Raw genomic sequence first — 20,346 nt, 5'->3', positions numbered from 1 at the left:
CGGCCATTTCGAATCGTATGGAATACGAAGCCAGCCTCGACCGAGCCTACGACGATCTCCCCGAGCTCGGGACCGAGGAAGACCGCCTCGACGTCCCCGATCCCGCCCTCGAGACGGACGGCGCGTTCGTCCGCTTTACCAACATCGAGCGCGTCGCCGACGCCCTCGACCGCGAGCCCGACCACCTCCACCGCCACGTCCAGGCCGACCTGGGGACCGCCGGCACGTACGAGGGCGGCCAGGCGCGCTACAGCGGGTCCTTCTCCCGCGCGGACTTCGAGGCCTCCCTCGACGAATACATCGCCGAGTACGTCACCTGTTCGGAGTGTGGCCTGCCGGACACGAAGCTCGTCAAGGAGAACCGGACGCAGATGCTGCGCTGTACGGCCTGCGGTGCCTTCCGCCCGATCTCCAAGCGCACCAGCTCCAGCGCGAACCAGCAACAGGAGACCGTCGAGGAGGGCGGCACCTACGAGCTGGAAGTCACCGGCACCGGCCGCAAAGGCGACGGCGTCGCCAACCGGGGCAAGTACACGATCTTCGTGGAGGGCGCTCGCGAGGGCGAGACCGTCCAGGCCTACATCAAGTCGACCTCCGGCGACCTCGCGTTCGCGCGGAAGGCCTGAACCGGACCCGACTGCATTCGTTCTTTTCCGTATTCGCGTCCGCCAGAGCGACGGCTCGCGCCTCGCCGGCTGGCCAAGGTGTTTCACGATCCGCCGCGTACCGCCGGGCATGGAAACCAGACCGCTCGGCGAGACCGGCCACGAATCGAGCGTCCTGACCTTCGGTGCGATCGCGCTGAACTTCCTCGAACAGGAGGAAGCCGACGCGATGATGCAGGACGTCCTCGACGCGGGCGTCAACCACGTCGACGTCGCGCCGACCTACGGCGACGCCGAACTGAAACTCGCGCCGACGCTCGAGGACCATCGCGAGGACGTCTTCCTCGGCTGCAAGACCCAGGAGCGCACCTACTACGGCGCCTGGGGCGAACTCCAGCAGAGCCTCGACCGGCTCGGCGTCGACAAGCTCGACCTCTACCAGTTCCACGCCGTCACGAGCTACGACGAGCTCCGTGCGATCACGGGCGAGTACAGCCCAGAGATGGCCCAGGGCGACCACGATCCCGGCGCGCTCCAGGCGTTCGTGGAAGCGAAAGAGGAGGGACTGATCGACCACATCGGGCTGACGAGCCACGGCGATCCGGCGCTCATTCGGTCCGCGATCGACCGGATGCCCGAACTCGAGACCGTCATGTTTCCCTACAACTACACCCTCGCCGGGAAGGAGGGTCCGGAGTACGACTACGACGCAGTGCTGGAGAAGGCCCACGAGGAGGGCCTCGGCACGCTCTGCATCAAGGGGTTCGCGAAGGGGCCATGGCCCGACGACCTGCCCGAAGACGAGCGTCCGTACGACACCTGGTACGAGCCCTTCGACGACCCCGAGGAGCTCGAGGAGTGCCTGCGCTTCTCGCTCTCGAACGGGATGACCTCCATCCCGAACGCCGGCGATCCGAAGCTCGTGCCCGCGATCCTCGAAGCCGCACAGAACTACGAGTCCCTCGACGACGAGACACAGGACGAGCTCCGGGCACGCGGTGCCACCGGCGAGTCGCCGGTACCGACGACGTACATCGAGTAGGATCGCCGATCGGGCCGGAAATCGTCGTTTACAGATCCGTGGGCCAGCCCTCGTCCAGCACGACCGGTACCGAACGCTTCGCCACGTCGCTCGCGAAGGCGTCCGACTCCGAGCGGAGCGAGTCGAACGTATTGTAGTGGATCGGCAGGACGATCGCCGGATCGAGCCGCTCGGCGAGCGCGGCCGCCTCGTGGCGATCCATCGTGAACGAGCGCGCGATCGAGGGGAGGAACACGTCGACGTCGAGGGACTCCTGTTCCGGAATCGCGTCGGAGTCGCCGGTCCAGAAACAGCGCGTGCCAGCGACCGTGACGACGTAGCCACAGCCCAGTTCGTAGGGATGGGTGACCGGGACGTCCGGATCCGCGTCCGGGCCGTCCGGGAGATTGTACGCCGGGACGGCCTCGATTTCAATGGGCCCTGCCGCCCCATCGCCGCCGACCGAAATCGAATCGCCGTAGCGTACGCGCTCGACGGCATACGGTAGTTCCTCCGGTTCGACGACGTCCCGGCCGCTGTTCGCGGCGACGCCGTCCGCGGAGACGCCCTCGTAGACGACGACCGTGGCGTCGGCGCTGGCGACCCGGTGGATCCCGTCGTCCGAGTAGTGATGGTCGTGGGTGACGACGACCACGTCGCCGTCCTGGGCGTCGAACGCCGGGCCCGACGGGTGGTCGTCGCGCGCGGCGTCCTCTGGGTGCTGCTCCGCCCAGGTGCCGTCGAGCACGCCGTAGCGGCCCGGATCCGTGTATACCACCGTGCCGTCCGGGCCTTCGATCCGTGCAGTCGCGTAGCCGAGCCAGTCGAACCGAACTCCCGAAGCGTGTACTGTCACTACCGACGGCGAGGCGGCCAGGCCGGGAAAAGCCAGCCATGTCGGCAACGCGTTCGCGACCGACGGCGGATATTTCTACCCGGCACACCTACCCACCAGCGTGCCCGGTCAGGTCCACGATACCTACGTCGCTGCGATCCAGCACGACCTCGTCGAGCTCCCCGACGACGCACAGCGGATCGGCGTCGTACGCCGACCGACGCCGTGGTTCCACGGCGCCGTCGACGAAAACGTACCAGCGCTCGGGCCGCCGGAGGCGCTCCTCGACGACGCCAAGCAGCGCGAGGAGGAGCTCAAGATGCAGGGAATCTGTGACGACGACGCCCAGAACGTGGCCTGGGACGAGGTCGACTTCGCGGATCGCTATCGCGAGTATCTCGCGACCGAGACGGGATCGGAGGCCGTGACGAGCGTGGTCGAGACGCTCCGGGACGGGAGCGACGTCGTCCTCGTCTGCTTCGAGAACACCCAGAAGAAGCGCTGCCACCGGACGATTCTCCGGGACGAGATCGAGCGCCGCATCGGGTGATCGAGGGCCGCTAAGCCAGCACGATCCGGGTTTCCGACACGAGGATTTTTCAATACGAAGAAAACTGCTAGTGGGCATCGCAGACCATGGTCTCGACGAGCCCGACGCTCTGCCCGCCGTTACCGTCGAAGAGATTTTCGAGGCCGAAACCATCGAACGCCATCCGGAGGCGTCGATCGTGATCGTCGACGGCGAGCCACGGTACGATCCCTACGGCGAGTTCGCAACGGACCAGTCCGAGGAATAGCGCGCGAACACTCACACCAACACACGCTCTCGATCCGTCGCCCTGTCTGCGCTGTCTCGAACGCGATCTCCTCGAAAAATAGTGGGGACGCCGCGTCGCGGCGACGTCGTCCTACCAGTCGGCGACCGCGCTCGCGACCGCGTCAACGACCACGTCGGCGTGGTCCGTCCGAATCTCCGGGGGCTGGCCGATCCAGACGCCGTTCCCGCTGGCGCGGTTGGCGAGCACGTCCGGGTCCTGCGCGGAGAAGCGACCGTTCGCGATCTCGGCACGGGAGGCGCTCGCCGGCAGGTGGTAGTTGATCGAATCGACGACGTGTTGCTTGACGGATTCGGGGGCACCGCCGCCCACGCGGACCTGGTTCGTACAGATCCCGTGGAAGCTGATCGCATGGTCGTAGTCGTCGGCGAGCAGCGCCTCCAGCTCCGGGAAGGAGGCCGGGCTGATGGCGTCGCTCGGGACGTGCCAGCGCAGGAAGGCGCCGCCCTCCGGGCGGTAGCCCAGGGCGCGCCAGACGCTGGCGTCGGCGTCGACCGCCGCCTTGAGGTCGCTGGCCTGCTCGGCCGTGTAGGGCTCGACGTCTCCGCCGTGTGGAGCGAGGATCGCGAGTTCGGTGCCGTCGCCGGCGGCGTCCTCGACCAGTTCGCCGTTCTCCTGGGCGGCCTCGATCGAGCTGTCGCTAACGACGACCGGGTCCGCGATCGCGTCGAAGGTCTCGTCGACGAGGTCGGACGTCCCGAGCAGTTCGGGACAGCCCGTGCCGTAGTCGCCGACCTGCGCCCAGGCCGTGTTGGCGATGTCGAGACGCGCCCGCGCCCGGCGGTTCATCCGCACGGTCGAGGCGTCGGCCTCCGTCATCGCCGCGGCGACCGTGTAGATCGCGCGGTCGGTGTCGCCGCGGTGGAGCCGGACCTGGTCGCCGACGTCGACGTCCAGATCTTCGAGCAGCTCCGGATCGAGCGTGATCTGCGTGTAGCGGTCGTCTTCGATGGGATGCCGGCCCGACGCGAAGTCGACGGTGACGTCGGCGGCGTCCGCCGACGGGCCGATCGACTCGGCGTCCGCGAGGTCCGCGTCGGTCAGCCGGCGAACCGTGTCCGCTGCACCGACGCCGACGCCCCCGAGTACGGGGATGCCGAACGTCGCTGCCAGTATCGATCGTCGTGATGATACGATGCTTGTGTCGTCCGCTGAGTTGGTGTCGTCCATGGCGTGTCTGGTGTCGCTGTGGGTTCGGTGTTCGTGCGTTCAGTCGTCCAGTTCGGCCGATCCCGCATCCACGAGTCGTTCGATCCAGTCGTCGCCGAAGTCGTCAGCTCTCGTTGCCGCCGAACGTCGGGCCCGCCGGCTTCGGACGTTCGGCGATACCCCGCTCGCCGCCGGGGCGCTCGTCGCTGGACTGCTCGTCGTCGGGCTGGCCGCCTTCGTGCCGTCGATTCCGCTCGCGTGCGTCGCCAGCGCCGTCGCTGGCGGTGTCGATCTGGTCGATATCGATCGGTTCGGGGCCCGTGCGATCGTCGCCGATCCGGTCGCGCTCGCCGGCGTTGGGGCCCTCCTCGATCCGCTCCAGCTGTGCGGCGCGCTCGTCGATCGCCGTCTCCAGGTCGCGCATGAACCCGGCGACGGTGTTGCCCATCAACACGACGGGCCAGTCGTCGGCCAGCGCGTCCTCGAGGACGCGGTCGGCGTCGGCCTCGGGACCGTGCTCGACGACGGGGAAGTCGGCCTTCCGGGCGAACGGATCGGTGTTCTCGCCGACGACCCGGGCCTGCTCGACGACGCCGCTCTCGGCGAGTGAGTCGAGATAGGAGACGAACGCGTCCGAGCGCGCCCTGCGGTCCCGCCGGAGGTAGACGAGTGGCTGGATCACCGGCGCGTTCTGGCGCGCCAGCGACCGGCGGATCGCCTCCGTGCTCTCGACGTCGTTGACGGAGGCGGCGTTGAACACGCGCCCCTGTGGCAGGCGCGTCCACTCGACGTCCATCTCCTCGAGGTAGCCCTCGAGGACGCGCCCGCCGATGGGCTCGCCTTCGAGCCGGTGGACGACCGCGTCGACGGCGTAGACCACCTCGGCGCCAGGGATCGACTCGCGACCCTCGGGCAGACTGACGTGGGTGAGCGGGCAGTTTCGTCGGTTCAGCTCGCCGGAGAGTACCGAACGGATCCGCTCGTCCTGCTCGCCGCTGACCACGCGGGTCCCCTCCGGGACCGACCGGGCGAGCGCCTGGGCGATCGCCGTCCGGTCGCGGCCGAGCGTGTCGCGGTGGTCCTGGCGGACGTTCGTGAACAGGACGACGTCGGGATCGGCGAAGTAGCGGTTGAACACCCAGTTGGTGTAGTCGCTGATCGCCTGGTTCTCGAGGATCAGCACCTCCGGCGTGCCGTGTTCGCGCAGCTCCCGCTCGTTTTCGTAGAGCGTCACGGAGCCCTCGCGGTCGATCGGGTGGCGTTCGCCGTCGCGCAGACACACCGGCCGATTGCCGGTGATCTTCGCGAGCACGTCGTAGCCACGGCGCTCGAACGCCTCGTAGAGATACCGCGTCGCGCTCGACTTGCCGCGGACGCCAGAGACCACGATCGTCGTCTCGACGTCCGCCAGCCGGTCGCGGTGACGGCTGCCGCGGCCGAGCAGCGACCGCGCCCCGCTGGCGACGCTGTCGAGGAGATCGCTCACGAGTCGACACCTCCGCGGAGGCCGCCGAGATCGCTGGGCCGGCTCCCCTCGAGCACGACCAGCTCTCGCAGGGCCAGCAGGGTGACCACGCCGCCGGCGACGACCGCCGGCACGGAGGGCGCGACTGCGGGGTCCGACGCCACCGCCCAGAAGCCCGCCAGGAACCAGACGAAGACGGCTCCGGAGAGCGTCAGCGCGGCCCGTCGCTCGGCCGGCGGAACGCGATGGACGTTGTACCCGCCGACGCCGGTCAGGAGCCCGAGGAACAGCAGGACGAACCCGGGCAGCGCCGGCCCGACCGCGCCGATCACGAGCGAGAGGACGATCCCGGCGCCGATCGCCAACGAGAGCAACACCCGTCCGTAGACGAGCGTCGCGTGTGCGACGGCGCTGACCAGCGCGAAGACGAGGGCGATCCCGACGACGTACGCCGCGAGCGCCGCGGGATACTGGAGGGTGAACAGGGCGATCAGCGGGAGCGCCGCCATGCCGGTCAGGCGGACGCCCCAGCGCGCGTAGATCCCCTCCGTGACGCCGATCCCGAGCAACAGCCCCAGCGTGCCGATCCAGTGGGGCAGTGCGGGCTCGTACTGGTAGGTCGGTACGGCGACCTCGCGAGCGCCCGCGACCGCGGAGTGCTCGCTGACCAGGATCGCCGGCGTGCTCGTGCCGAGCATCGATCCGGTCGTCGGATTCACCAGCATGTAGCCGACGGCGAGCAGGCTCGCGAGTCCCGCGAGGCTCGCGACGACGTCGCGGCGACGTTTGGTCCGGTCCTCTCGCGAGTAGTTGTACGCGGCGACGCCGGGGAGAATGCTTCCGACGAACGCGACGTGGACCGGTCCCGTCGGGTTCACCGCGGAGAGCAGCGTGATCGCGACGACGGGGACGAGCGCTCCGGCGACGATCCCCGCGATGAGGAGGCTCCGCCCGAACAGCAGCGTCCACCGGCGGAGCGCGAGGATCGTCGCGTACGCGACCGCCACGCCGAAGACCGCCAGCGGGAACATCGCGAACTCGTAGAGCACGTACACCGCGGTCATCGGCACCACGACCACGCCGGACAGCCGGACGTCGGCGAACTGGACGGCGACGACGCTGTAGGCGAGGCCGAGCAGGACGATGAGACTCGCGACGAGCATCGTCAGCGGGGACCCCCAGCGACGGACGGTGATCGGTCCGCACGAGGGCGGGCCGGCGCCAGTCGAACCGGTTCAGACTGGGTCGGTCGCGATCGGCTCGAGCGCGACCAGTGCGGCAGCGATCCGGTCGTCGCGGACCGGTCCGGCCGTGGTCGGTTCGGCACTGGAGCGATACCTGTCGCTATCGGTGGGCAGTGGGTGTGCATCGGTTGGAGGGCTCCGGGATCGGCATTCCACTGTAACGCGAGCACCCCACATAAAATCAGGCTATTTCGAATGTAACAATCTTCTCGCGAGCCGGCGACGGACCTTCACGGAGCGCGCCGATCGGTCTTCGATCCAAATCTGTCAACGAACGGACCACGGCCGAGACGGCCAGCATATTCCGGAAATATCGGACGTATAGACCCCATACACGGAGAATAGCAATTGTCTGACGCGGAGCTGACGCCAACCGGATTCCGTACCTGTCTATATAGACATACGTTCGCCACACGCGGCGCTCTCCGCGAGCGTGTCGATCGTGCGCATGCTCCCCAGCGTCTCCGCGCGGTCGACCAGCGGCGCCTCGTCACGCTCCACGGCCTCGGCGAACCCCTCGACCTCCAGCGTGTACTGGTCGACCGCGTCGAAGGTCTCGGTGACCTCCCTGCCGTCGACTGCGTACGTCAGCGTCGGCTCGGTCTCGGGCGAGACGTCGAACGTGTCGCTGGCCTCGAGCCAGCCGTCGACCGTCTCGACGCGGTAGTGCTGGACGCTCTCCGTGTCGAACCCGCAGTGGACCCGCCCGGTCACGCCGTCTCCGTACTCGAGGATGCCCGAGAGCTGCGTGTCGACGCCCGAATCGCGAGTGTCGGCGGCGTGGGCGTATGCCCGCTCGGGCTCGCCGAGGAACCCCCTGACTGCGCTGACGGCGTAGCAGCCGACGTCCATCAGGCTGCCACCGGCGAGGTCGGGATCGAGCCGGATGTCGTCCTCGTGGCCCGGCCACCGCATGTTGAACGTGAACGAAGCCGTCGCGGAGCGGACCTCGCCCAGCTCGGTCTCGACGATCTCGCGCGCCCGGCGCGTCCGCGGGTGGAAGCGATACATGAACGCCTCCATCAGCGTGACGCCTGCGGCCTCGCAGTGATCGAACACCTCGGCGGCCTCCGTGGCGTCGGCGGCGAGGGGCTTCTCACACAGGACGTGCAGATCGTGATCGGCGGCTTTCTTCGTCCACTCCGCGTGGAGCCCGTTCGGCAGCGGGTTGTACACCGCGTCGAGGTCGTCGGCCGCGAGCAGCGCCTCGTAGCTGCCGTAGGCTCGCTCGATGCCGAGCGCGTCGGCCGCGTCCCGGGCCCGTTCTTCGTCGCGGGACGCGATCGCGGCCACCCGGTGGTCGCTCTTCTGGATACCGGGAATCACGTCCTCGGTGCCGATGTCCGCCGTCGAGAGCACGCCGAAGTCCATGGCCGCAACGACGGCGAGAGCGGGGATAAAGGTGCGGCGAACCCCCGGCGTGCTCCCCGCGGCGTTCGCGCTCGCCGCATTCACCGTCGCCGCCGCCCGCACCTTCACTTTCACTCCACTTCAGGCACCCATCCTTTAGCTTGCGTACCAAACGATCGCCATCATGCCCGCACGCGTCGACATCGAGATCGAGAACCGCCACGACCGCTGGCGCTACGTCTGCCCGATGGGGCATCGCTCCTGGGAGCCGACGAACCACCACTTCTGGTGCAAGCTCTGTGCGAACCACGAGGACGACGACGGCACGTTCGACGCGCTGCTCGACCGCAAGACCGACGAGCTGCTCCAGCGTGAGGAGGTCCGGCTGCTCACCGAGGCGGGCCCCTACGACGGCGACTTCGATCGGCGCGAGTCGGCCTGAGCAGCGCGGGCGCGGCAGGTGCGTTCTCGCGACTCATTCGCGGTCTCTCGACTCACTCGCGGTCGGCAGCGTGGTGCTCCAGAAAGCCGAGCAGCCGGTCGTTCAGCGGCCGCGAGCGCTCGATCGTGACGAGGTGGCCGGCGTCGGGGAAGTCGAGCCGCTCGGTCGTCGGGAGCAGCTCCGCGAGCCGGTCGGCGTTGGCCGGCGACACGACCGCGTCGGCGCCGCCCTGGACGAGCAGGGCGGGCTCGGTGACCTCGTAGGGCGGCCAGTCGCGCTCCCAGTCGGTGAACGCCGGCGCCTGCGCGTCCCAGCCCGCGCGACCGGCGTCCTCCTCGGCGCGCCACGCCGCGATTCCCTCGATCACGTCGGGGTGCTCCGCTCGAAAGTCCGCAGACAGCACGTACGAAAGCGATTCGCGGAGCGCCGCTGGATCGTTCGGCGGTGCGTGGAGCGCGTCGACGAGCCCGCCCGGCAGGTCGGCACCGGGCACGTCGGCCTCGGGCAGCCCCGGCGTCGTTCCGAGGAGTGTCAGCGAGCGGGCCCGGTCGTAGCGCGCGACGTGCTCCAGCGCGACGTGGCCGCCGAGTCCGAGGCCGACGAGATGGGCCCGGCGGGCGCCGGCGTCCGCGAGCACGGCCTCGAGGTCGTCGGCGAGCGTCGGGACGTCACAGGGGCCTGGCGGTGTGTCGCCACCGGGCGGAGCATCCGCGGCGCCGCTTTGCGCGGTGCCCCGCAGCTCCATCGCGACGGCCTGGAACGGGCCGGCGACGGCCGGGACCTGCCAGCTCCACTGCCACGCGCCGTAGCCGAGCGTGGGGACGAACGCAACGACCTCGCCGCTTCCGGCGGTCTCGTAGGCGATCTCGACGCCGCGGTTGGTCGCGGTGGGCATGGGCGCTACAGGATGGTTCGGAAGCGGCCTACTGAAAGGTCGGGGTCGCGGCGTGGGATCGCGCCGGGATCAGTCGTCGTCGACGGGCGCGGTCGCGGAGTCGCCGTCCTCGCCCGTCGTGTTTCCGGACGAGCCGGTAGCGTCGCCGACGAAGCCGGGCGGGGCCTCGTTCTCGTCGATCGCGGGGCCGCCCTCGACGGTCGGGTCGAACAGCTGGAGGGCGGTCTGGATGGTCGTCCAGTCGTCCTTGGCAGCGGCGTCCCGGAGGCTGCTCGTCGGCGCCGCCAGCAGCTTGTTGACGAGCGCGTCGGCCATCGACTCGATCGCCTCCCGCTGCGCCGCGGAGAGCTCGCCGTCAGCCTCGGCCTGCTCGATGGCGCGCTGGACCTCAGCGGTCTTGATCGCCTCTGCGCCCTCGTACATCCCGGCGATGACCTCGTCGGCGCGCTTGCGCTTGTACCGCTCGAGCAGGTGGGCGAACTCGTCGTCGATGATCGCCTCGACCTCGGTGGCGGCCGCGCGGCGCTGGCGACGGGTGCGCTCGGTCACGTCCTCGAGGTCGTCGAGGTCGTAGACCGTGGCGGGCTCGCGCTCGGCGACCGCGGGATCGACGTCCCGGGGCTGTGCGAGATCGACGAACGTCGTCTCGTCCGCGCCGTCGGCGTCGTCCGCGTCGATCAGCGGCTCCTCGCTCGCGCTGGAGGTGACGACGACGTCGGCCTGCTCGAGGACGGCCGGGATCGCGGAGAGGCCGTGGGCGCTCGCGTCGGCGTCGACCGCGGCAGCGACGTGTTCGGCGTGGGGTACCGTCCGGTTCACGACGAGCAGCTGGTCGATCCCGCGGTTGGCCAGGGCCTTCGCGGTGGCGGTGCCCATCTCGCCGGCACCCACCACGGCGGCGGTAGCGCCGTCGAGATCGACTTCCTCGGCGGCGAAGGCCGCGGCCGCCGAGCCCAGCGAGACGATCCCCTCGTTGATCTCGGTCTCGGTGCGGACGCGCTCGCCGACGTGGATCGCCTTCGTGATCGCCTCTTCGAGCGTCGGGCCGATGCCGCCGACGCCGCGAGCGTCCTGGTAGGCCTCCCGGACCTGTCCCAGCACGTGATCCTCGCCCAGCACGAGGGATTCGAGCCCGGCAGCGACGCGCATGACGTGCCGCAGGCTCTCCTCGTGGTCCATCCGCGTGACGGCCTCCTCCCGGACCGACGGCGCGAAGTCGTCGAAGGCGGCACGGCCTTCCGCGGCGTCGGCAGTGACGACGTAGGCCTCCGCACGGTTGCACGTCTGGATCGCGAACGCCTCCTGTACCTCCTCGCGAGCGGTGAGGCAGGCGACCTCGGCGCGCTGGCTCTCCGCGCCGGCGTCGGCGATCTCGTCGACCGTGGCACTATCGTGAGCCACGCTGACACCCGTGATGACGCCGGATCCCCCGAACATTATCTATGGTTCGACCCCCATCATTGTGGGTCCTCGAGGACCTCCGCCAGGAGATCCTCAGTGATCGAATCGGGATTGGCATCGCCCGCACGTAAACCTGTCCAAACGCGCGAGGATCGCGCGGCGGCCCGCACCGCGTCCCGCCGGTCCGCGGGATCGACGCCCTCCGCGCGCAAACGTTCCCGGAGCTGCCCGGTCAGATCGGCCATCGTACCGGCGCCCTCGATCTCCGACTCGACGCGCTGGCGGAGCACCCGCGCGAGCGCCGGGCTCGTCCCGCCGGTCGAGATCGAGACGACCACCGGCTCGTCGCGGATCGTGGCTGGAACGGCGACGTCGTCGACGGGCCGATCGCCACCCGACTGGTCGGTCCCGGCCGCCGATTCGTCGTCGCCGCTGTCAGATACGTCCGACGCCGCAGCGCTCCGGTCCGCGCGGTTGACGAGCGCGCCGTGGTCGCTGGCTGCGGTCGCAGCCGCGTCGTTGATCGCCGCGTCGTCGGTCGCGGCGACGACGAGGGCGGGATCGAAGCGCTCGATCCACTCCGGTACGTCCGCCGGCTCCGGGACCGCCCTGACGCGATCCGCGTCGCCAAAGTCCGAATCGGCGAACGCCGGGCTCACGACCACCACGTCCGCTTCGATCGCGAAATGTCGGGCTTTCCGGGCGCCGACGCTGCCGCCGCCGAAGATCAGCACCGTCTCGTTCGTGAAGTCGTGGGCCAGTGGGATCATTCGCTGCTGGGAGTGTCGGCGTCCGCACGGTCGCGATCGGTCGGTGCGCCGGCCTCGTCTCCATCGCCGTCCTCATTTCCGTCCCCGTCCTCATCTCCGTCCCCGTCCGCCGCGCGCTCGGCGACGTTGATACCGGTCTTCTTGAGGATCTCCGTCGAGAACAGCGTGTCCCACTGCCGGACCTCCGTCAGGTCCGCGATCGTCTCCCGGACCTCCTCGATGCGGGCCTCGCTCTCGGCCTCGGATCGACCGTGGGTCATCGCGAAGAGGTTGTACGGCCAGACGCCATCGTGGCGCGGACGCTCATAGCAGTGGGTGACGAAGGGGAGCGCGGCGACCGTCTCGCCGACCTCGCGAACGTCCTCGCTTTGCACGTCCCAGACGGTCATCCCGTTCTCGGAGTAGCCCAGCGCGTAGTGGTTCGGAACGACGCCGATCCGGCGGATCTTTCCCTCGGCCTCGAAGCGCGCCAGCGTCTCCCGGACCCACGAGGGGTCCCGACCCAGCGTCTCCGCGACGTCGGCGTAGGGGGTCCGGGTGAGCGGGAGGCCGTCCTGTACCGCGGCGATCAGGTCCAGCTCGTCGGCGGTGAGCGAATCGCGTCCGGAGCGGGCAGCAGCCTCGCCGCCGCCCGATCCGAGGTGCGTCAGGTCGATACCGTCGCCCTCGAGTGGACCCTCGACCGGGAAGTGCGCCGACACCCGGAACTCCTGGAGCTTCGGGAGGTCGTACGTCTCCTGGCCGGTCTCGGCTTCGATCTCCCCGAGGACGTCCTCGACCTGCTCAGCGTCGGCGACGGAGACGACGAACCAGACGTTGAGGTGGGGATGCTCGCGGGCGTAGTTGTGGGCGACCTCCGGCCGTGCGTTGATCGCCTCGACGACCTCGTCGTAGCGCTCCTCGGGCGCGTGGATCGCGACGAGCGTCGCGGTCCCGCCGATCTCGTCGGCGTTCACCAGCGGGCCAAAGCGCGAGAGCGTGCCGGCCTCGTCCATCGCCGCGATCCGGTCGAGCAGCTCCTCGGCGTCGATCTCGATCCCGCGCTCGGCGAGAGCGGCGGCGGCCGGCTCGAAGGGATCGGCGACGACCGGAAACCCGCCCTGATAGGCGTTGACGATCGCGCGATCGCGCGCAGAGAGATCCGCGTTCATGTCCGGCGAAACGGGGGCGAGTGGCATAAGGCGTGCGACCGTGCTGGGAGGTCTGTGAGCGGCGCTACCGGCTCAACAGGAGCGCGAACAGCCCGACTGCAGCGACGAGAACGCCCGCAGCGGTGCTGGGCTGGCCCGTTCGCGCGAGCAGGAAGACGACCGTCGTCAAGAGCACGATCCCGATCACGGCGAGACTGCTCGCGCCGACGTGGACCAGCACGCCCCGGCGGGCCGAAGCATTCCGGCCGACCTGCTGTCCGAGTCCGATCGCGTGTTCGCCGGCGTCCCAGGCCAGCACGGCGCCAGCACCGCCCAGGAGCGACAGCGCCGGCGGCGCACCGAAGGCCGCAGCGAGCAACACGCCACCGAACGCGACCGCGCCGCCCGCGGTGTGGAGCCGGCGGGTGCCCCGCTGGACGCCGACGGCCATCAGCACCGTCCCGAGCAGGGTCAGCGCCGCGGCGGGGATCGCGACCGCCGTCGCGATCACGGCGATCGTCGCGGGGACGACGGTTGCGCGCACGCCGGGCGTCGGGGCACCGACGTCGAAGGCCGGCTCGCTCACGCCGACCACCGCCGGTTGGACCGGATGATGGCGTGTTCGAACGGCTCGTCGCGGCTCCAGTCGATCGTCGGCAGCCCGGCGTGGCGCGTCGTCGTGATCCGCAGTGAGCGCGAGACGGCCGCGGTCTGGTGGCCAGCGGTGTCGCCGACGCAGGAGTCCGGGCTCACGACCGTCGTCAGGTGGCCGTGGGCGTCGAACCGGTAGGCGATCTGGGCGCTGGCGTCGTCGATCATCGGGGAGACGAAGACGACCTGCGTGTCGCTGGCGAGCCGTCGTCGGATCTCGCGGCCGGCGGCGTAGGCGTTCGTCGACGCCTCGGGCGGCCGACGGACGAACGCCTCGTGCTCGGCGAGCGCGGTCGTCAGTTCGAGCTCGTGCTCGAGCCCCTGCCCCGGTGTGATCCAGCAGGGGCGCGGCGAGACCGCCGCGAGGCCGACGGAGTGACCGTCTGCGAGCAGGGAGGCGGCGACGGTGCGCGCCGCCTCGACGCACCGATCGACGGTCGTCTCGCCGTGGGGATCGTGGGACGCGTAGGCCGCCTTCCGGGCGTCGACGACGAGCAGGACGGAGGCAGCGCGCTCCCGGCGGTACTCGACCGTCGTGAGATCCCGCGTTCTGGCGGTTCGCTTCCAGTCGATGCGGGAGAGCGGATCGCCGGCGCGGTACTCCCGGGTCGCGTGGAACTCGACGCCCTCGCCACCCTCCTCGGCGGACGCCCGGCCGGTGTAGCGGGTCGTCTGCGCGCGGAGGGGAAACGCCGGCGGATCGGCCGGGAGCGGCGGGGCACAGCGGATCCGATCTCCGGCGTCGATCTCGACGGCGCGTTCGGTCGCGCCGGTGACGTCCCGCACGATCGCCACCAGCGGATCGAACTCGTGGGCGCCGCGGGCCGCGTCGATCTCGTAGGAGAGTTCGAGGCTCTCGTCGGGCCGGAGCGCGCTCGCCGTCCGTGGCGAGCCGTTGGCGACCGACAGCCCCTCGGGGACGCCGTCGACGACGCGCAGATCGGTCACCGACCGGTCGCCCTCGTTCGTGACCGTGACCGTCACAGACACGTCGTCGCCGGGCGACGGCTCCTCGTCGGCGATCGATCGCTCGACGTCGAGGGTCGGCTCCGGTGCGGCACCGACCTCGCCGTAGGCGGCGAAGGCGACGCCGAACACGCCGGCGAGCAGCGCGGCCGGCTGTTGGATCAGGATGCCGACGCCGATCGCGACCAGCGTCAGCGCGGCGATCCCGCGCCACCGGTTCGTGCGACGGAGACCGGTCGGCACGTCGCGCGGATCCACCTCCGCGCCCCGCTGCTCGACGACTTCGTCGGGGAGATTCTGGGCCGCGGCGGGGACGCTCTGTGCGGTCATCGCTCGCCCTCCACGATCGCGGAGAGGACGTCGATCGTCCGCCGTGCTCGGCGGGTGTAGGGATGTTCGGCCCCCTCGGAACGGCGGATCGTGTTCGAGAGCTGCTCGCTGACCTCGCTCCCGCCGCCGTACGTGAAGAACTGGCTCGCGACCTCGTCGTCCGTCCAGCTGCCGTCGCGGAGGCGTTCCCGCGCTTCCGCCTCGGAGTACCCTCTGTGGATCTCGAGGACCTCGATCGCCACCGCGAGGAGTTCGTCTCGCGTCTCCGATCGGTAGAACCTGATCGACTCCGTCGAGCTGGCGACCGACCGGAGCCAGAGGAGCTCGTCGAACTCGTCGCCCGGAACGTCGACCGGGAGAACGCGTTCGCGATCGGGCGGTCGGTACCCCTGGTCCTCCTCGTCGATCCACCCCTTCAGCAGGATCGCACCGACGCCGACGCCGACGATGCCGACGGTGATCCGGAACCGGTCCTGGACGATGCCGCTCAGGTCCAGCGAGGCGGTGAACACGCTGACGATCCCCAGCGTCGCGACGATCGCGGCGACGGCGATGCCGACGGTGACGATGTCGATCCGGGGAAGGCGGTCCGTCGCCGCGCTCATCGTTCACCGGAGAGCTTCGCCCGCGCTCGTTCGGCCCGCTGCTCGATCCCGCTCGTCGGCTCGCGGTCGCCGTAGCGTACCGACTCGAACAGCGAGGTGATCTCCCGCGCCGCCGCCTCGTCGACGCCAGCGTCGACGGCGCGGTCGGCCACCTCCTCGGGCGTCTCCTGGCGAGCGTTCGCGTTGGCCGCGTTCGCCAGCGAGAGCCACGCCCGGTAGACCTCGTTGTCGGCGGGCGGGCTCGCGACGGTCGCGCCGCCGAGCGCCACGCCGCTGGTGCCGCCGCCGGACTCCTCGGGCTCCGAGGCCACGCTGGCGGCGGCGCCGTCGTCCTCGTCCTCCGCCGAGCGAGCGATCAGCGCCAGCAACAGCAGCAGGACGATCACGATGGCGATGCCCACCGCCGCGGTGAGCTCGACGCCGGTCGCCGAAGCGGTGTCGCTGACGCCCTCCGCCCCGGAGCTGAAATCGCCGGTAGAGCCGCCACCGTTCGAGAACGTCAACAGCTCGAACAGCGCGTAGATCGCGACGACGCCCAGCACGAAGAGAGCGAACGTCTGGGCTCGCGATCGAACGTACGCGAGCAGGTCGTCCCAGTCCCAGCGCAGGATCGCGAGCACGGCGGCGACCACGGCGACGACGAAGCCGCCGACGGCCACGATGCCGATCAGCATCGCGAGCACGTCGCCGGGGAACAGCGGCTCGGCCTCGTCGGGCATCGGGGCGAAGCCGCCGCCCTGGCTGCCGCCCGATCCGGACGTCGTCCCGCTGCCGGTACCGCTCGATCCGCTTCCACCGCCACCGCTGCTGTCGACGGCCGCACCCGCCGCCCCGAGCGCAGCGACTGCGAGCAACAACACGACGCCAGCACGCAAACGACGCGTCTCCATGTGCGGATCGGTAGCACAGCCCCCCGTTTGCGTTTTTCGGTTGGGACGACCCGCAGCGGCGCCGCTGATGGTGGCACCGACGCCGATGGCGACGGCGAGGAACCCGCTCGTTTCCCGACGGGATTACTCCCCGGTGACTGCCGTCGTCGGGAAGCCGGTCTCCTCGCTCGCGGCCTCGGCGATCGCCTCGCGGTCCGCACTGGCCTCGAAGTAGAAGACCACGTCGTAGCTGCCGGCACGGAGGAGCTGCTGGCACTCCCAGACGAATTCGTCGCCGTCGAGAGTCAGTCCCTGGTGCTGGTTCGAGGAGAAGTCGGGGTCGTCGTTGCCGGAGTAGACGTAGGTGTCGTTGGGGTCGTGGCCCGCGTGATCGGCGATCACGTCGCCGACCGCGAGCGTCGCGTCGAGCATCTCGATGTCGTCCTCGCTGGGGAGATCGGTGTGGACGATGAGCCCGTCGAGCTCGATCTCGCCCGGTTCGAGGAGTCGCTGGGTCCGCTGGTAGAGGTCCGGATCCGTGACGTCGTCCATGTGCGATCCTGGCAACGGGCGCCTTTACCGCTCACGATCCGCGACCGCCACCAACCAGTCTCGCGACCGCCACAGGATCCGCACGAACCCGGCTGGCCACGGCGGCGCTCCGTCGCCAGCCCTAACGAATCCGCGGATCGGCCAACCGCCTCCCTGGCGGACTGAAAGGGCGAGGCGCGCTGGCGTTCGCTCAGTCGGCCCTATCCGAGCGAGTGAAACGAGCGAGGATATCCGGCTGAGCGAGCGCGAGCGCGCCGAGGGCTTTCGAGGCTGTTGCTGTCCTATCGAAGCGGTTGCTGTCCGCGGAAGCGGCTGCTGTTCAGCGATTCGACCACACCCGCAGCTACGAAACGCAAAAAACGAAGGATCGCTTTTCGCGGGGCGCCGGCCGCTCCCGGAGTCTGGACCGCCGGTTCGTCGGATTACAGGCGAGTCAGGTCCTTCGCGCGCGGGCCTTTGTCGGCCTGCACGATCTCGAACTCGACCTCCTGACCCTCCTCCAGGTCGGGACCGCCGACGTCCTCCATGTGGAAGAAGACGTCTTCGTCCGAGTCCTCGGTTTCGATAAACCCGTAACCGCCCGAATCGTTGAAGAAGTCGACCGTACCAGTCGGCATTGCAACTCGAAAGCTCGCTCCCCAGGTATATAAAATACGTGCCACCAGAAATATAACGTTCTCAAACAAGCCGATAACTCCTATAACGCTCTCAGAACCAGTATACCGATCGAGGACGCTGGCGTCGAAACCCCTAACCGCCGTAGCATGGTAGCATATGGCATGTCCAGCGATCGAGGAACGTCGACGGACGGGGACACCGACGACGAGACGGTCGCCGCCCTCCACGAGGTCGAACTCGGCTGCGAGTGGCTCCAGCGCGCGAACGGCCACCTGCTGCAGTTCCACCACGCGACGGGCCACGGGATGGACCACCTCGCTGCGGCCGAGGAGCACCTGCGGGAGGCGGGACACACCGAACTGGCTGACGTGATCCGTGACGAGCTGCTTCCCGGTGGCGTTGTGGACGACGATCGCTGGTCCTACGACCTCGTCGAGTCCTTCCAGCAGGGGCTACTGGGCGACGTGGAGGGTTTCGAGCAGCGGAGCCGCGACGAACTAGCCGACGGCGACCGGCACGTCGCGGAGCGTCAGCAGGAACGGCGCTGGAAGGAGCGAAGCGAGGTGAGTCGGGACGAGTAGCGACGCGCCCAGGGATCTACCGCAAAGAGTCAACCCCGAGAAACGGCGGCACTATAGGCCCGGCAGCCGACAGATTCGGTATGCTCGACGTCGACCTCGCCGGACGGACAGTGCTCGTCACCGGGAGCTCACGGGGACTCGGCCGCGCGACCGCGATCGCCTGCGCGGAGCGGGGCGCATCGGTCGCGATCCACTACAACACCAGCGAGGAGGCTGCCGAAACTGCCGCCGAGGAGGCCCTAGATGCAGGGGCGGGAGGAGCCACCACCGTCCAGGGCGACGTCACCGACCCCGACGAGGTCGAAGTGCTCTTCGAGCGCGTCGAAGACCGCCTCGGCGCGGTCGACGTCCTCGTCAACAACGTCGGCGCGTTCGCCCCCGCTCACTGGACCGAGATCGATTACGAGACGTGGCAGCGCGTCTTCGAGACGAACGTCGACGCCACCTACCTCTGCTCGAAGCGCGCGCTCCCGGCGATGCGCGAGCAGGGGTACGGCAGAATCGTCAATATCGGCTACGCCTCCGCGGATCGGGGGATGGTCAGTCCGAAGAACTTCCCCTACTTCGCGGCCAAGGCCGGCGTGCTCATGTTCACGCGGATGCTCGCCGCGGACACCAGCGACGACGGCATCACGGTCAACGCCGTCTCGCCGTACGTGATCGAGAACTCCGACGAGTTCCCCGAGGAGCTTCCCCGGGACCGCCCCGCGGCCTTCGAGGACGTGATCCAGGCGCTCCTCTTCTTCCTGCATCCCGACAGTGACTACCTCAGCGGCGAGAACGTGGAAGTCGACGGCGGCTGGCTCCCCGAGCGGGTGTAGCTCGTCGATCGGCGCGGGCCGCAGGCAGTCGGTGCGTAGCGGCACCGAGGTCCCGCTCCTGCCCAGGACGCGAGACTTTTGCACGCGACCCCCGAACGTCTCGAAGTGACCGACAGAGTCGCGATCGTGGGCGCAGGCGCAGCCGGTGCCGCCACAGCCTACGGACTCCGGGGCGCCAACGCCGACGTCACCGTCTTCGAGCGCCGGAGCGAGGCGGGCGGCCGCGCGGCCACCCGCCGCCGGCGCGACTGCGTCTACGACGTCGGCGCGAACTACCTCTCCGTGGAGAGCGACCGGGTCCAGTCGCTCGTCGACGGGCCGCTCGCGGACGCGCTCGTCGCCGTCGACGGGGACGTCTGGACCGTCGACGCCGAGGGAGAGATCGCCCCAGGCCGGGACGCTGACGATCCGAAGTTGACCGGCCGCGCGGGCGTGGCGGCGATCGCGGAAGAGCTGCTCGAACGCGCCGGCACGACGCCCGTCTGGAACACCGACGTCGTCGGCGTCCAGCAGTCGGACGCCGGGAACTGGGCGATCCAGACCGGCCCGAACGAGTCGATCCCCGCGGATGCCGACGGGCGAGCGCGGAGCTCCACGTTCGATCACGTGGTGCTCACGCCGCCGGCACCCGCCACGGCGGAGCTGCTCCTCGAGGTCCCCGTCGCCGACGGGCTCCGCGAGGCCGCCCGATCGATCGAGTACCGGCCGATCACGACGGTCGCGGCGGCCTACGACCACCGCGTCGAGTGGCCCTACTACGCGCTCGTCGACACCTCCAAAAGCCGGGCTCTCGGCTGGGTCGCCAGAGAGGAGTGCAAGCCCGATCACGTCCCGGCGGGCGAATCGCTCCTGATCCTCCAGGCCAGCCCGGAGTGGTCGCGAACCCACCGGCGGACCGCGGCCCCGGCGGTGGCCGAGGCGGCCACCGATCTCGTCGCGGCGCTCGTCGACGATCCCCGGCTCGCGACGCCGGAGTGGACCGACGTCGTCCGGTGGCGACACGCGCTCACCGACGACGGCCTCGCACCGGGCGTTCGCAGTGAGCCGGCAGCCGCCGGGCTCCACGTCGCGGGGGACTGGGTCGAGGGAACCGCGAGGATCGACGCCGCGCTCCGGAGCGGGCTCGAGACGGCGGAGCGACTGGACGAGTAGCACGAAGCACGGCACGGTCGGGGGCGAACGTTCTCGCTGGGTCGAGAGTGCCCCCGAA

At 69.8% G+C, this 20,346-nt stretch carries 23 protein-coding genes; 8 read left to right on the top strand and 15 right to left on the bottom strand.

Annotated elements, in window-relative coordinates:
* The first annotated feature begins 17 nt into the window (after nt 1-17).
* Together ACZ5KP_RS11025 and ACZ5KP_RS11020 are read left to right on the top strand one after the other, a co-directional pair.
* The gene (locus ACZ5KP_RS11025; RefSeq protein WP_460921433.1) at nt 18-626 is read left to right on the top strand and encodes a translation initiation factor IF-2 subunit beta; all 609 of its coding nucleotides are present in this window, start codon (nt 18-20) and stop codon (nt 624-626) included.
* A 109-nt stretch (nt 627-735) separates the two neighbouring features.
* Nucleotides 736-1,647: an aldo/keto reductase gene (locus ACZ5KP_RS11020; RefSeq protein ID WP_460921436.1), complete on the top strand. Its 912-nt coding sequence runs from the start codon at nt 736-738 to the stop codon at nt 1,645-1,647.
* A gap of 28 nt (nt 1,648-1,675) precedes the next feature.
* Here ACZ5KP_RS11020 and ACZ5KP_RS11015 read toward each other — a convergent pair whose 3' ends face one another.
* Nucleotides 1,676-2,482, bottom strand: coding sequence for an MBL fold metallo-hydrolase (locus ACZ5KP_RS11015; protein WP_460921439.1), 807 nt, complete (start codon nt 2,480-2,482; stop codon nt 1,676-1,678).
* Between the two features lie 100 nt (nt 2,483-2,582).
* Here ACZ5KP_RS11015 and ACZ5KP_RS11010 point away from each other — a divergent pair, with 100 nt between their 5' ends.
* The gene (locus tag ACZ5KP_RS11010) at nt 2,583-3,011 is read left to right on the top strand and encodes a DUF488 family protein, N3 subclade (RefSeq protein WP_460921441.1); all 429 of its coding nucleotides are present in this window, start codon (nt 2,583-2,585) and stop codon (nt 3,009-3,011) included.
* Between the two features lie 70 nt (nt 3,012-3,081).
* Nucleotides 3,082-3,258, top strand: coding sequence for a hypothetical protein (locus ACZ5KP_RS11005; protein ID WP_460921443.1), 177 nt, complete (start codon nt 3,082-3,084; stop codon nt 3,256-3,258).
* A 111-nt stretch (nt 3,259-3,369) separates the two neighbouring features.
* On the opposite strand, the gene ACZ5KP_RS11000 is transcribed toward ACZ5KP_RS11005, so the two are convergent.
* From ACZ5KP_RS11000 to ACZ5KP_RS10985, 4 genes are all read right to left on the bottom strand, one after another.
* Complete coding sequence (locus ACZ5KP_RS11000) at nt 3,370-4,467, bottom strand: poly-gamma-glutamate hydrolase family protein (protein ID WP_460921445.1); 1,098 nt, start codon at nt 4,465-4,467, stop codon at nt 3,370-3,372.
* Between the two features lie 103 nt (nt 4,468-4,570).
* Nucleotides 4,571-5,932 carry a Mur ligase gene (locus ACZ5KP_RS10995; protein ID WP_460921448.1) on the bottom strand — a complete coding sequence of 454 codons (1,362 nt, stop codon included), beginning with the start codon at nt 5,930-5,932 and terminating at the stop codon, nt 4,571-4,573.
* Entirely contained in the window at nt 5,929-7,074 is a 1,146-nt protein-coding gene (locus ACZ5KP_RS10990) for a poly-gamma-glutamate biosynthesis protein PgsC/CapC (protein ID WP_460921451.1), read from the bottom strand. The genes ACZ5KP_RS10995 and ACZ5KP_RS10990 overlap by 4 nt, the downstream gene beginning before the upstream one ends.
* Nucleotides 7,075-7,545: 471 nt before the next feature.
* A complete protein-coding gene (locus ACZ5KP_RS10985; protein ID WP_460921454.1) occupies nt 7,546-8,526 on the bottom strand; it encodes a Gfo/Idh/MocA family protein in 981 nt (326 codons plus the stop codon).
* A 163-nt stretch (nt 8,527-8,689) separates the two neighbouring features.
* Here ACZ5KP_RS10985 and ACZ5KP_RS10980 point away from each other — a divergent pair, with 163 nt between their 5' ends.
* Entirely contained in the window at nt 8,690-8,947 is a 258-nt protein-coding gene (locus tag ACZ5KP_RS10980; protein WP_460921457.1) for a hypothetical protein, read from the top strand.
* A 52-nt stretch (nt 8,948-8,999) separates the two neighbouring features.
* On the opposite strand, the gene ACZ5KP_RS10975 is transcribed toward ACZ5KP_RS10980, so the two are convergent.
* The 10 genes from ACZ5KP_RS10975 to ACZ5KP_RS10930 all read right to left on the bottom strand — a co-directional run bounded on the left by ACZ5KP_RS10975 (nt 9,000) and on the right by ACZ5KP_RS10930 (nt 17,733).
* The gene (locus ACZ5KP_RS10975) at nt 9,000-9,842 is read right to left on the bottom strand and encodes an alpha/beta fold hydrolase (protein WP_460921459.1); all 843 of its coding nucleotides are present in this window, start codon (nt 9,840-9,842) and stop codon (nt 9,000-9,002) included.
* A 69-nt stretch (nt 9,843-9,911) separates the two neighbouring features.
* A complete protein-coding gene (gene hemA / locus ACZ5KP_RS10970; RefSeq protein WP_460921462.1) occupies nt 9,912-11,279 on the bottom strand; it encodes a glutamyl-tRNA reductase in 1,368 nt (455 codons plus the stop codon).
* Nucleotides 11,280-11,299: 20 nt separating this feature from the next.
* Nucleotides 11,300-12,013 carry a precorrin-2 dehydrogenase/sirohydrochlorin ferrochelatase family protein gene (locus ACZ5KP_RS10965; RefSeq protein WP_460921465.1) on the bottom strand — a complete coding sequence of 238 codons (714 nt, stop codon included), beginning with the start codon at nt 12,011-12,013 and terminating at the stop codon, nt 11,300-11,302.
* Nucleotides 12,010-13,164: a siroheme decarboxylase subunit beta gene (gene ahbB, locus ACZ5KP_RS10960; RefSeq protein WP_460921468.1), complete on the bottom strand. Its 1,155-nt coding sequence runs from the start codon at nt 13,162-13,164 to the stop codon at nt 12,010-12,012. The genes ACZ5KP_RS10965 and ahbB overlap by 4 nt, the downstream gene beginning before the upstream one ends.
* Nucleotides 13,165-13,228: 64 nt before the next feature.
* The gene (locus ACZ5KP_RS10955; RefSeq protein ID WP_460921471.1) at nt 13,229-13,729 is read right to left on the bottom strand and encodes a DUF7519 family protein; all 501 of its coding nucleotides are present in this window, start codon (nt 13,727-13,729) and stop codon (nt 13,229-13,231) included.
* Nucleotides 13,726-15,090, bottom strand: coding sequence for a DUF58 domain-containing protein (locus tag ACZ5KP_RS10950; RefSeq protein ID WP_460921474.1), 1,365 nt, complete (start codon nt 15,088-15,090; stop codon nt 13,726-13,728). Before ACZ5KP_RS10950 ends, ACZ5KP_RS10955 begins: the two co-directional genes overlap by 4 nt.
* The gene (locus ACZ5KP_RS10945; RefSeq protein WP_460921477.1) at nt 15,087-15,695 is read right to left on the bottom strand and encodes a DUF7269 family protein; all 609 of its coding nucleotides are present in this window, start codon (nt 15,693-15,695) and stop codon (nt 15,087-15,089) included. The genes ACZ5KP_RS10950 and ACZ5KP_RS10945 overlap by 4 nt, the downstream gene beginning before the upstream one ends.
* Nucleotides 15,692-16,585, bottom strand: coding sequence for a DUF4129 domain-containing protein (locus ACZ5KP_RS10940; RefSeq protein WP_460921480.1), 894 nt, complete (start codon nt 16,583-16,585; stop codon nt 15,692-15,694). The genes ACZ5KP_RS10945 and ACZ5KP_RS10940 overlap by 4 nt, the downstream gene beginning before the upstream one ends.
* 123 nt (nt 16,586-16,708) lie before the next feature.
* On the bottom strand, nt 16,709-17,116 hold the full coding sequence (locus tag ACZ5KP_RS10935; RefSeq protein ID WP_460921483.1) for a DUF5778 family protein: 408 nt from the start codon (nt 17,114-17,116) through the stop codon (nt 16,709-16,711).
* A 422-nt stretch (nt 17,117-17,538) separates the two neighbouring features.
* On the bottom strand, nt 17,539-17,733 hold the full coding sequence (locus ACZ5KP_RS10930) for a cold-shock protein (RefSeq protein WP_020446775.1): 195 nt from the start codon (nt 17,731-17,733) through the stop codon (nt 17,539-17,541).
* Nucleotides 17,734-17,895: 162 nt separating this feature from the next.
* On the opposite strand from ACZ5KP_RS10930, the gene ACZ5KP_RS10925 reads away from it, so the two are divergent.
* From ACZ5KP_RS10925 to ACZ5KP_RS10915, 3 genes are all read left to right on the top strand, one after another.
* The gene (locus ACZ5KP_RS10925) at nt 17,896-18,315 is read left to right on the top strand and encodes a hypothetical protein (RefSeq protein WP_460921487.1); all 420 of its coding nucleotides are present in this window, start codon (nt 17,896-17,898) and stop codon (nt 18,313-18,315) included.
* A gap of 80 nt (nt 18,316-18,395) precedes the next feature.
* The gene (locus tag ACZ5KP_RS10920) at nt 18,396-19,136 is read left to right on the top strand and encodes an SDR family NAD(P)-dependent oxidoreductase (protein WP_460921490.1); all 741 of its coding nucleotides are present in this window, start codon (nt 18,396-18,398) and stop codon (nt 19,134-19,136) included.
* 105 nt (nt 19,137-19,241) lie between these two features.
* On the top strand, nt 19,242-20,288 hold the full coding sequence (locus ACZ5KP_RS10915; RefSeq protein ID WP_460921492.1) for an NAD(P)/FAD-dependent oxidoreductase: 1,047 nt from the start codon (nt 19,242-19,244) through the stop codon (nt 20,286-20,288).
* Nucleotides 20,289-20,346 lie beyond the last annotated feature (58 nt).

The sequence above is a fragment of the Salinarchaeum chitinilyticum genome, assembly GCF_055390775.1.
This window is presented reverse-complemented; position numbering and strand designations above follow the sequence as displayed.

What these genes read in the sequence shown, in the direction of transcription:
- hemA (WP_460921462.1), bottom strand. Translation starts at nt 11,279, where the DNA reads ATGTTCGGGGGATCCGGCGTCATCACGGGTGTCAGCGTGGCTCACGAT.
- ACZ5KP_RS10945 (WP_460921477.1), bottom strand. Translation starts at nt 15,695, where the DNA reads ATGAGCGCGGCGACGGACCGCCTTCCCCGGATCGACATCGTCACCGTC.
- ACZ5KP_RS10975 (WP_460921459.1), bottom strand. Translation starts at nt 9,842, where the DNA reads ATGCCCACCGCGACCAACCGCGGCGTCGAGATCGCCTACGAGACCGCC.
- ACZ5KP_RS10990 (WP_460921451.1), bottom strand. Translation starts at nt 7,074, where the DNA reads ATGCTCGTCGCGAGTCTCATCGTCCTGCTCGGCCTCGCCTACAGCGTC.
- ACZ5KP_RS10980 (WP_460921457.1), top strand. Translation starts at nt 8,690, where the DNA reads ATGCCCGCACGCGTCGACATCGAGATCGAGAACCGCCACGACCGCTGG.
- ACZ5KP_RS11020 (WP_460921436.1), top strand. Translation starts at nt 736, where the DNA reads ATGGAAACCAGACCGCTCGGCGAGACCGGCCACGAATCGAGCGTCCTG.
- ACZ5KP_RS10925 (WP_460921487.1), top strand. Translation starts at nt 17,896, where the DNA reads ATGTCCAGCGATCGAGGAACGTCGACGGACGGGGACACCGACGACGAG.
- ACZ5KP_RS11025 (WP_460921433.1), top strand. Translation starts at nt 18, where the DNA reads ATGGAATACGAAGCCAGCCTCGACCGAGCCTACGACGATCTCCCCGAG.
- ACZ5KP_RS10930 (WP_020446775.1), bottom strand. Translation starts at nt 17,733, where the DNA reads ATGCCGACTGGTACGGTCGACTTCTTCAACGATTCGGGCGGTTACGGG.
- ACZ5KP_RS10950 (WP_460921474.1), bottom strand. Translation starts at nt 15,090, where the DNA reads ATGACCGCACAGAGCGTCCCCGCCGCGGCCCAGAATCTCCCCGACGAA.
- ACZ5KP_RS10940 (WP_460921480.1), bottom strand. Translation starts at nt 16,585, where the DNA reads ATGGAGACGCGTCGTTTGCGTGCTGGCGTCGTGTTGTTGCTCGCAGTC.
- ACZ5KP_RS10965 (WP_460921465.1), bottom strand. Translation starts at nt 12,013, where the DNA reads ATGATCCCACTGGCCCACGACTTCACGAACGAGACGGTGCTGATCTTC.
- ahbB (WP_460921468.1), bottom strand. Translation starts at nt 13,164, where the DNA reads ATGAACGCGGATCTCTCTGCGCGCGATCGCGCGATCGTCAACGCCTAT.
- ACZ5KP_RS10935 (WP_460921483.1), bottom strand. Translation starts at nt 17,116, where the DNA reads ATGGACGACGTCACGGATCCGGACCTCTACCAGCGGACCCAGCGACTC.
- ACZ5KP_RS10985 (WP_460921454.1), bottom strand. Translation starts at nt 8,526, where the DNA reads ATGGACTTCGGCGTGCTCTCGACGGCGGACATCGGCACCGAGGACGTG.
- ACZ5KP_RS11000 (WP_460921445.1), bottom strand. Translation starts at nt 4,467, where the DNA reads ATGGACGACACCAACTCAGCGGACGACACAAGCATCGTATCATCACGA.
- ACZ5KP_RS10920 (WP_460921490.1), top strand. Translation starts at nt 18,396, where the DNA reads ATGCTCGACGTCGACCTCGCCGGACGGACAGTGCTCGTCACCGGGAGC.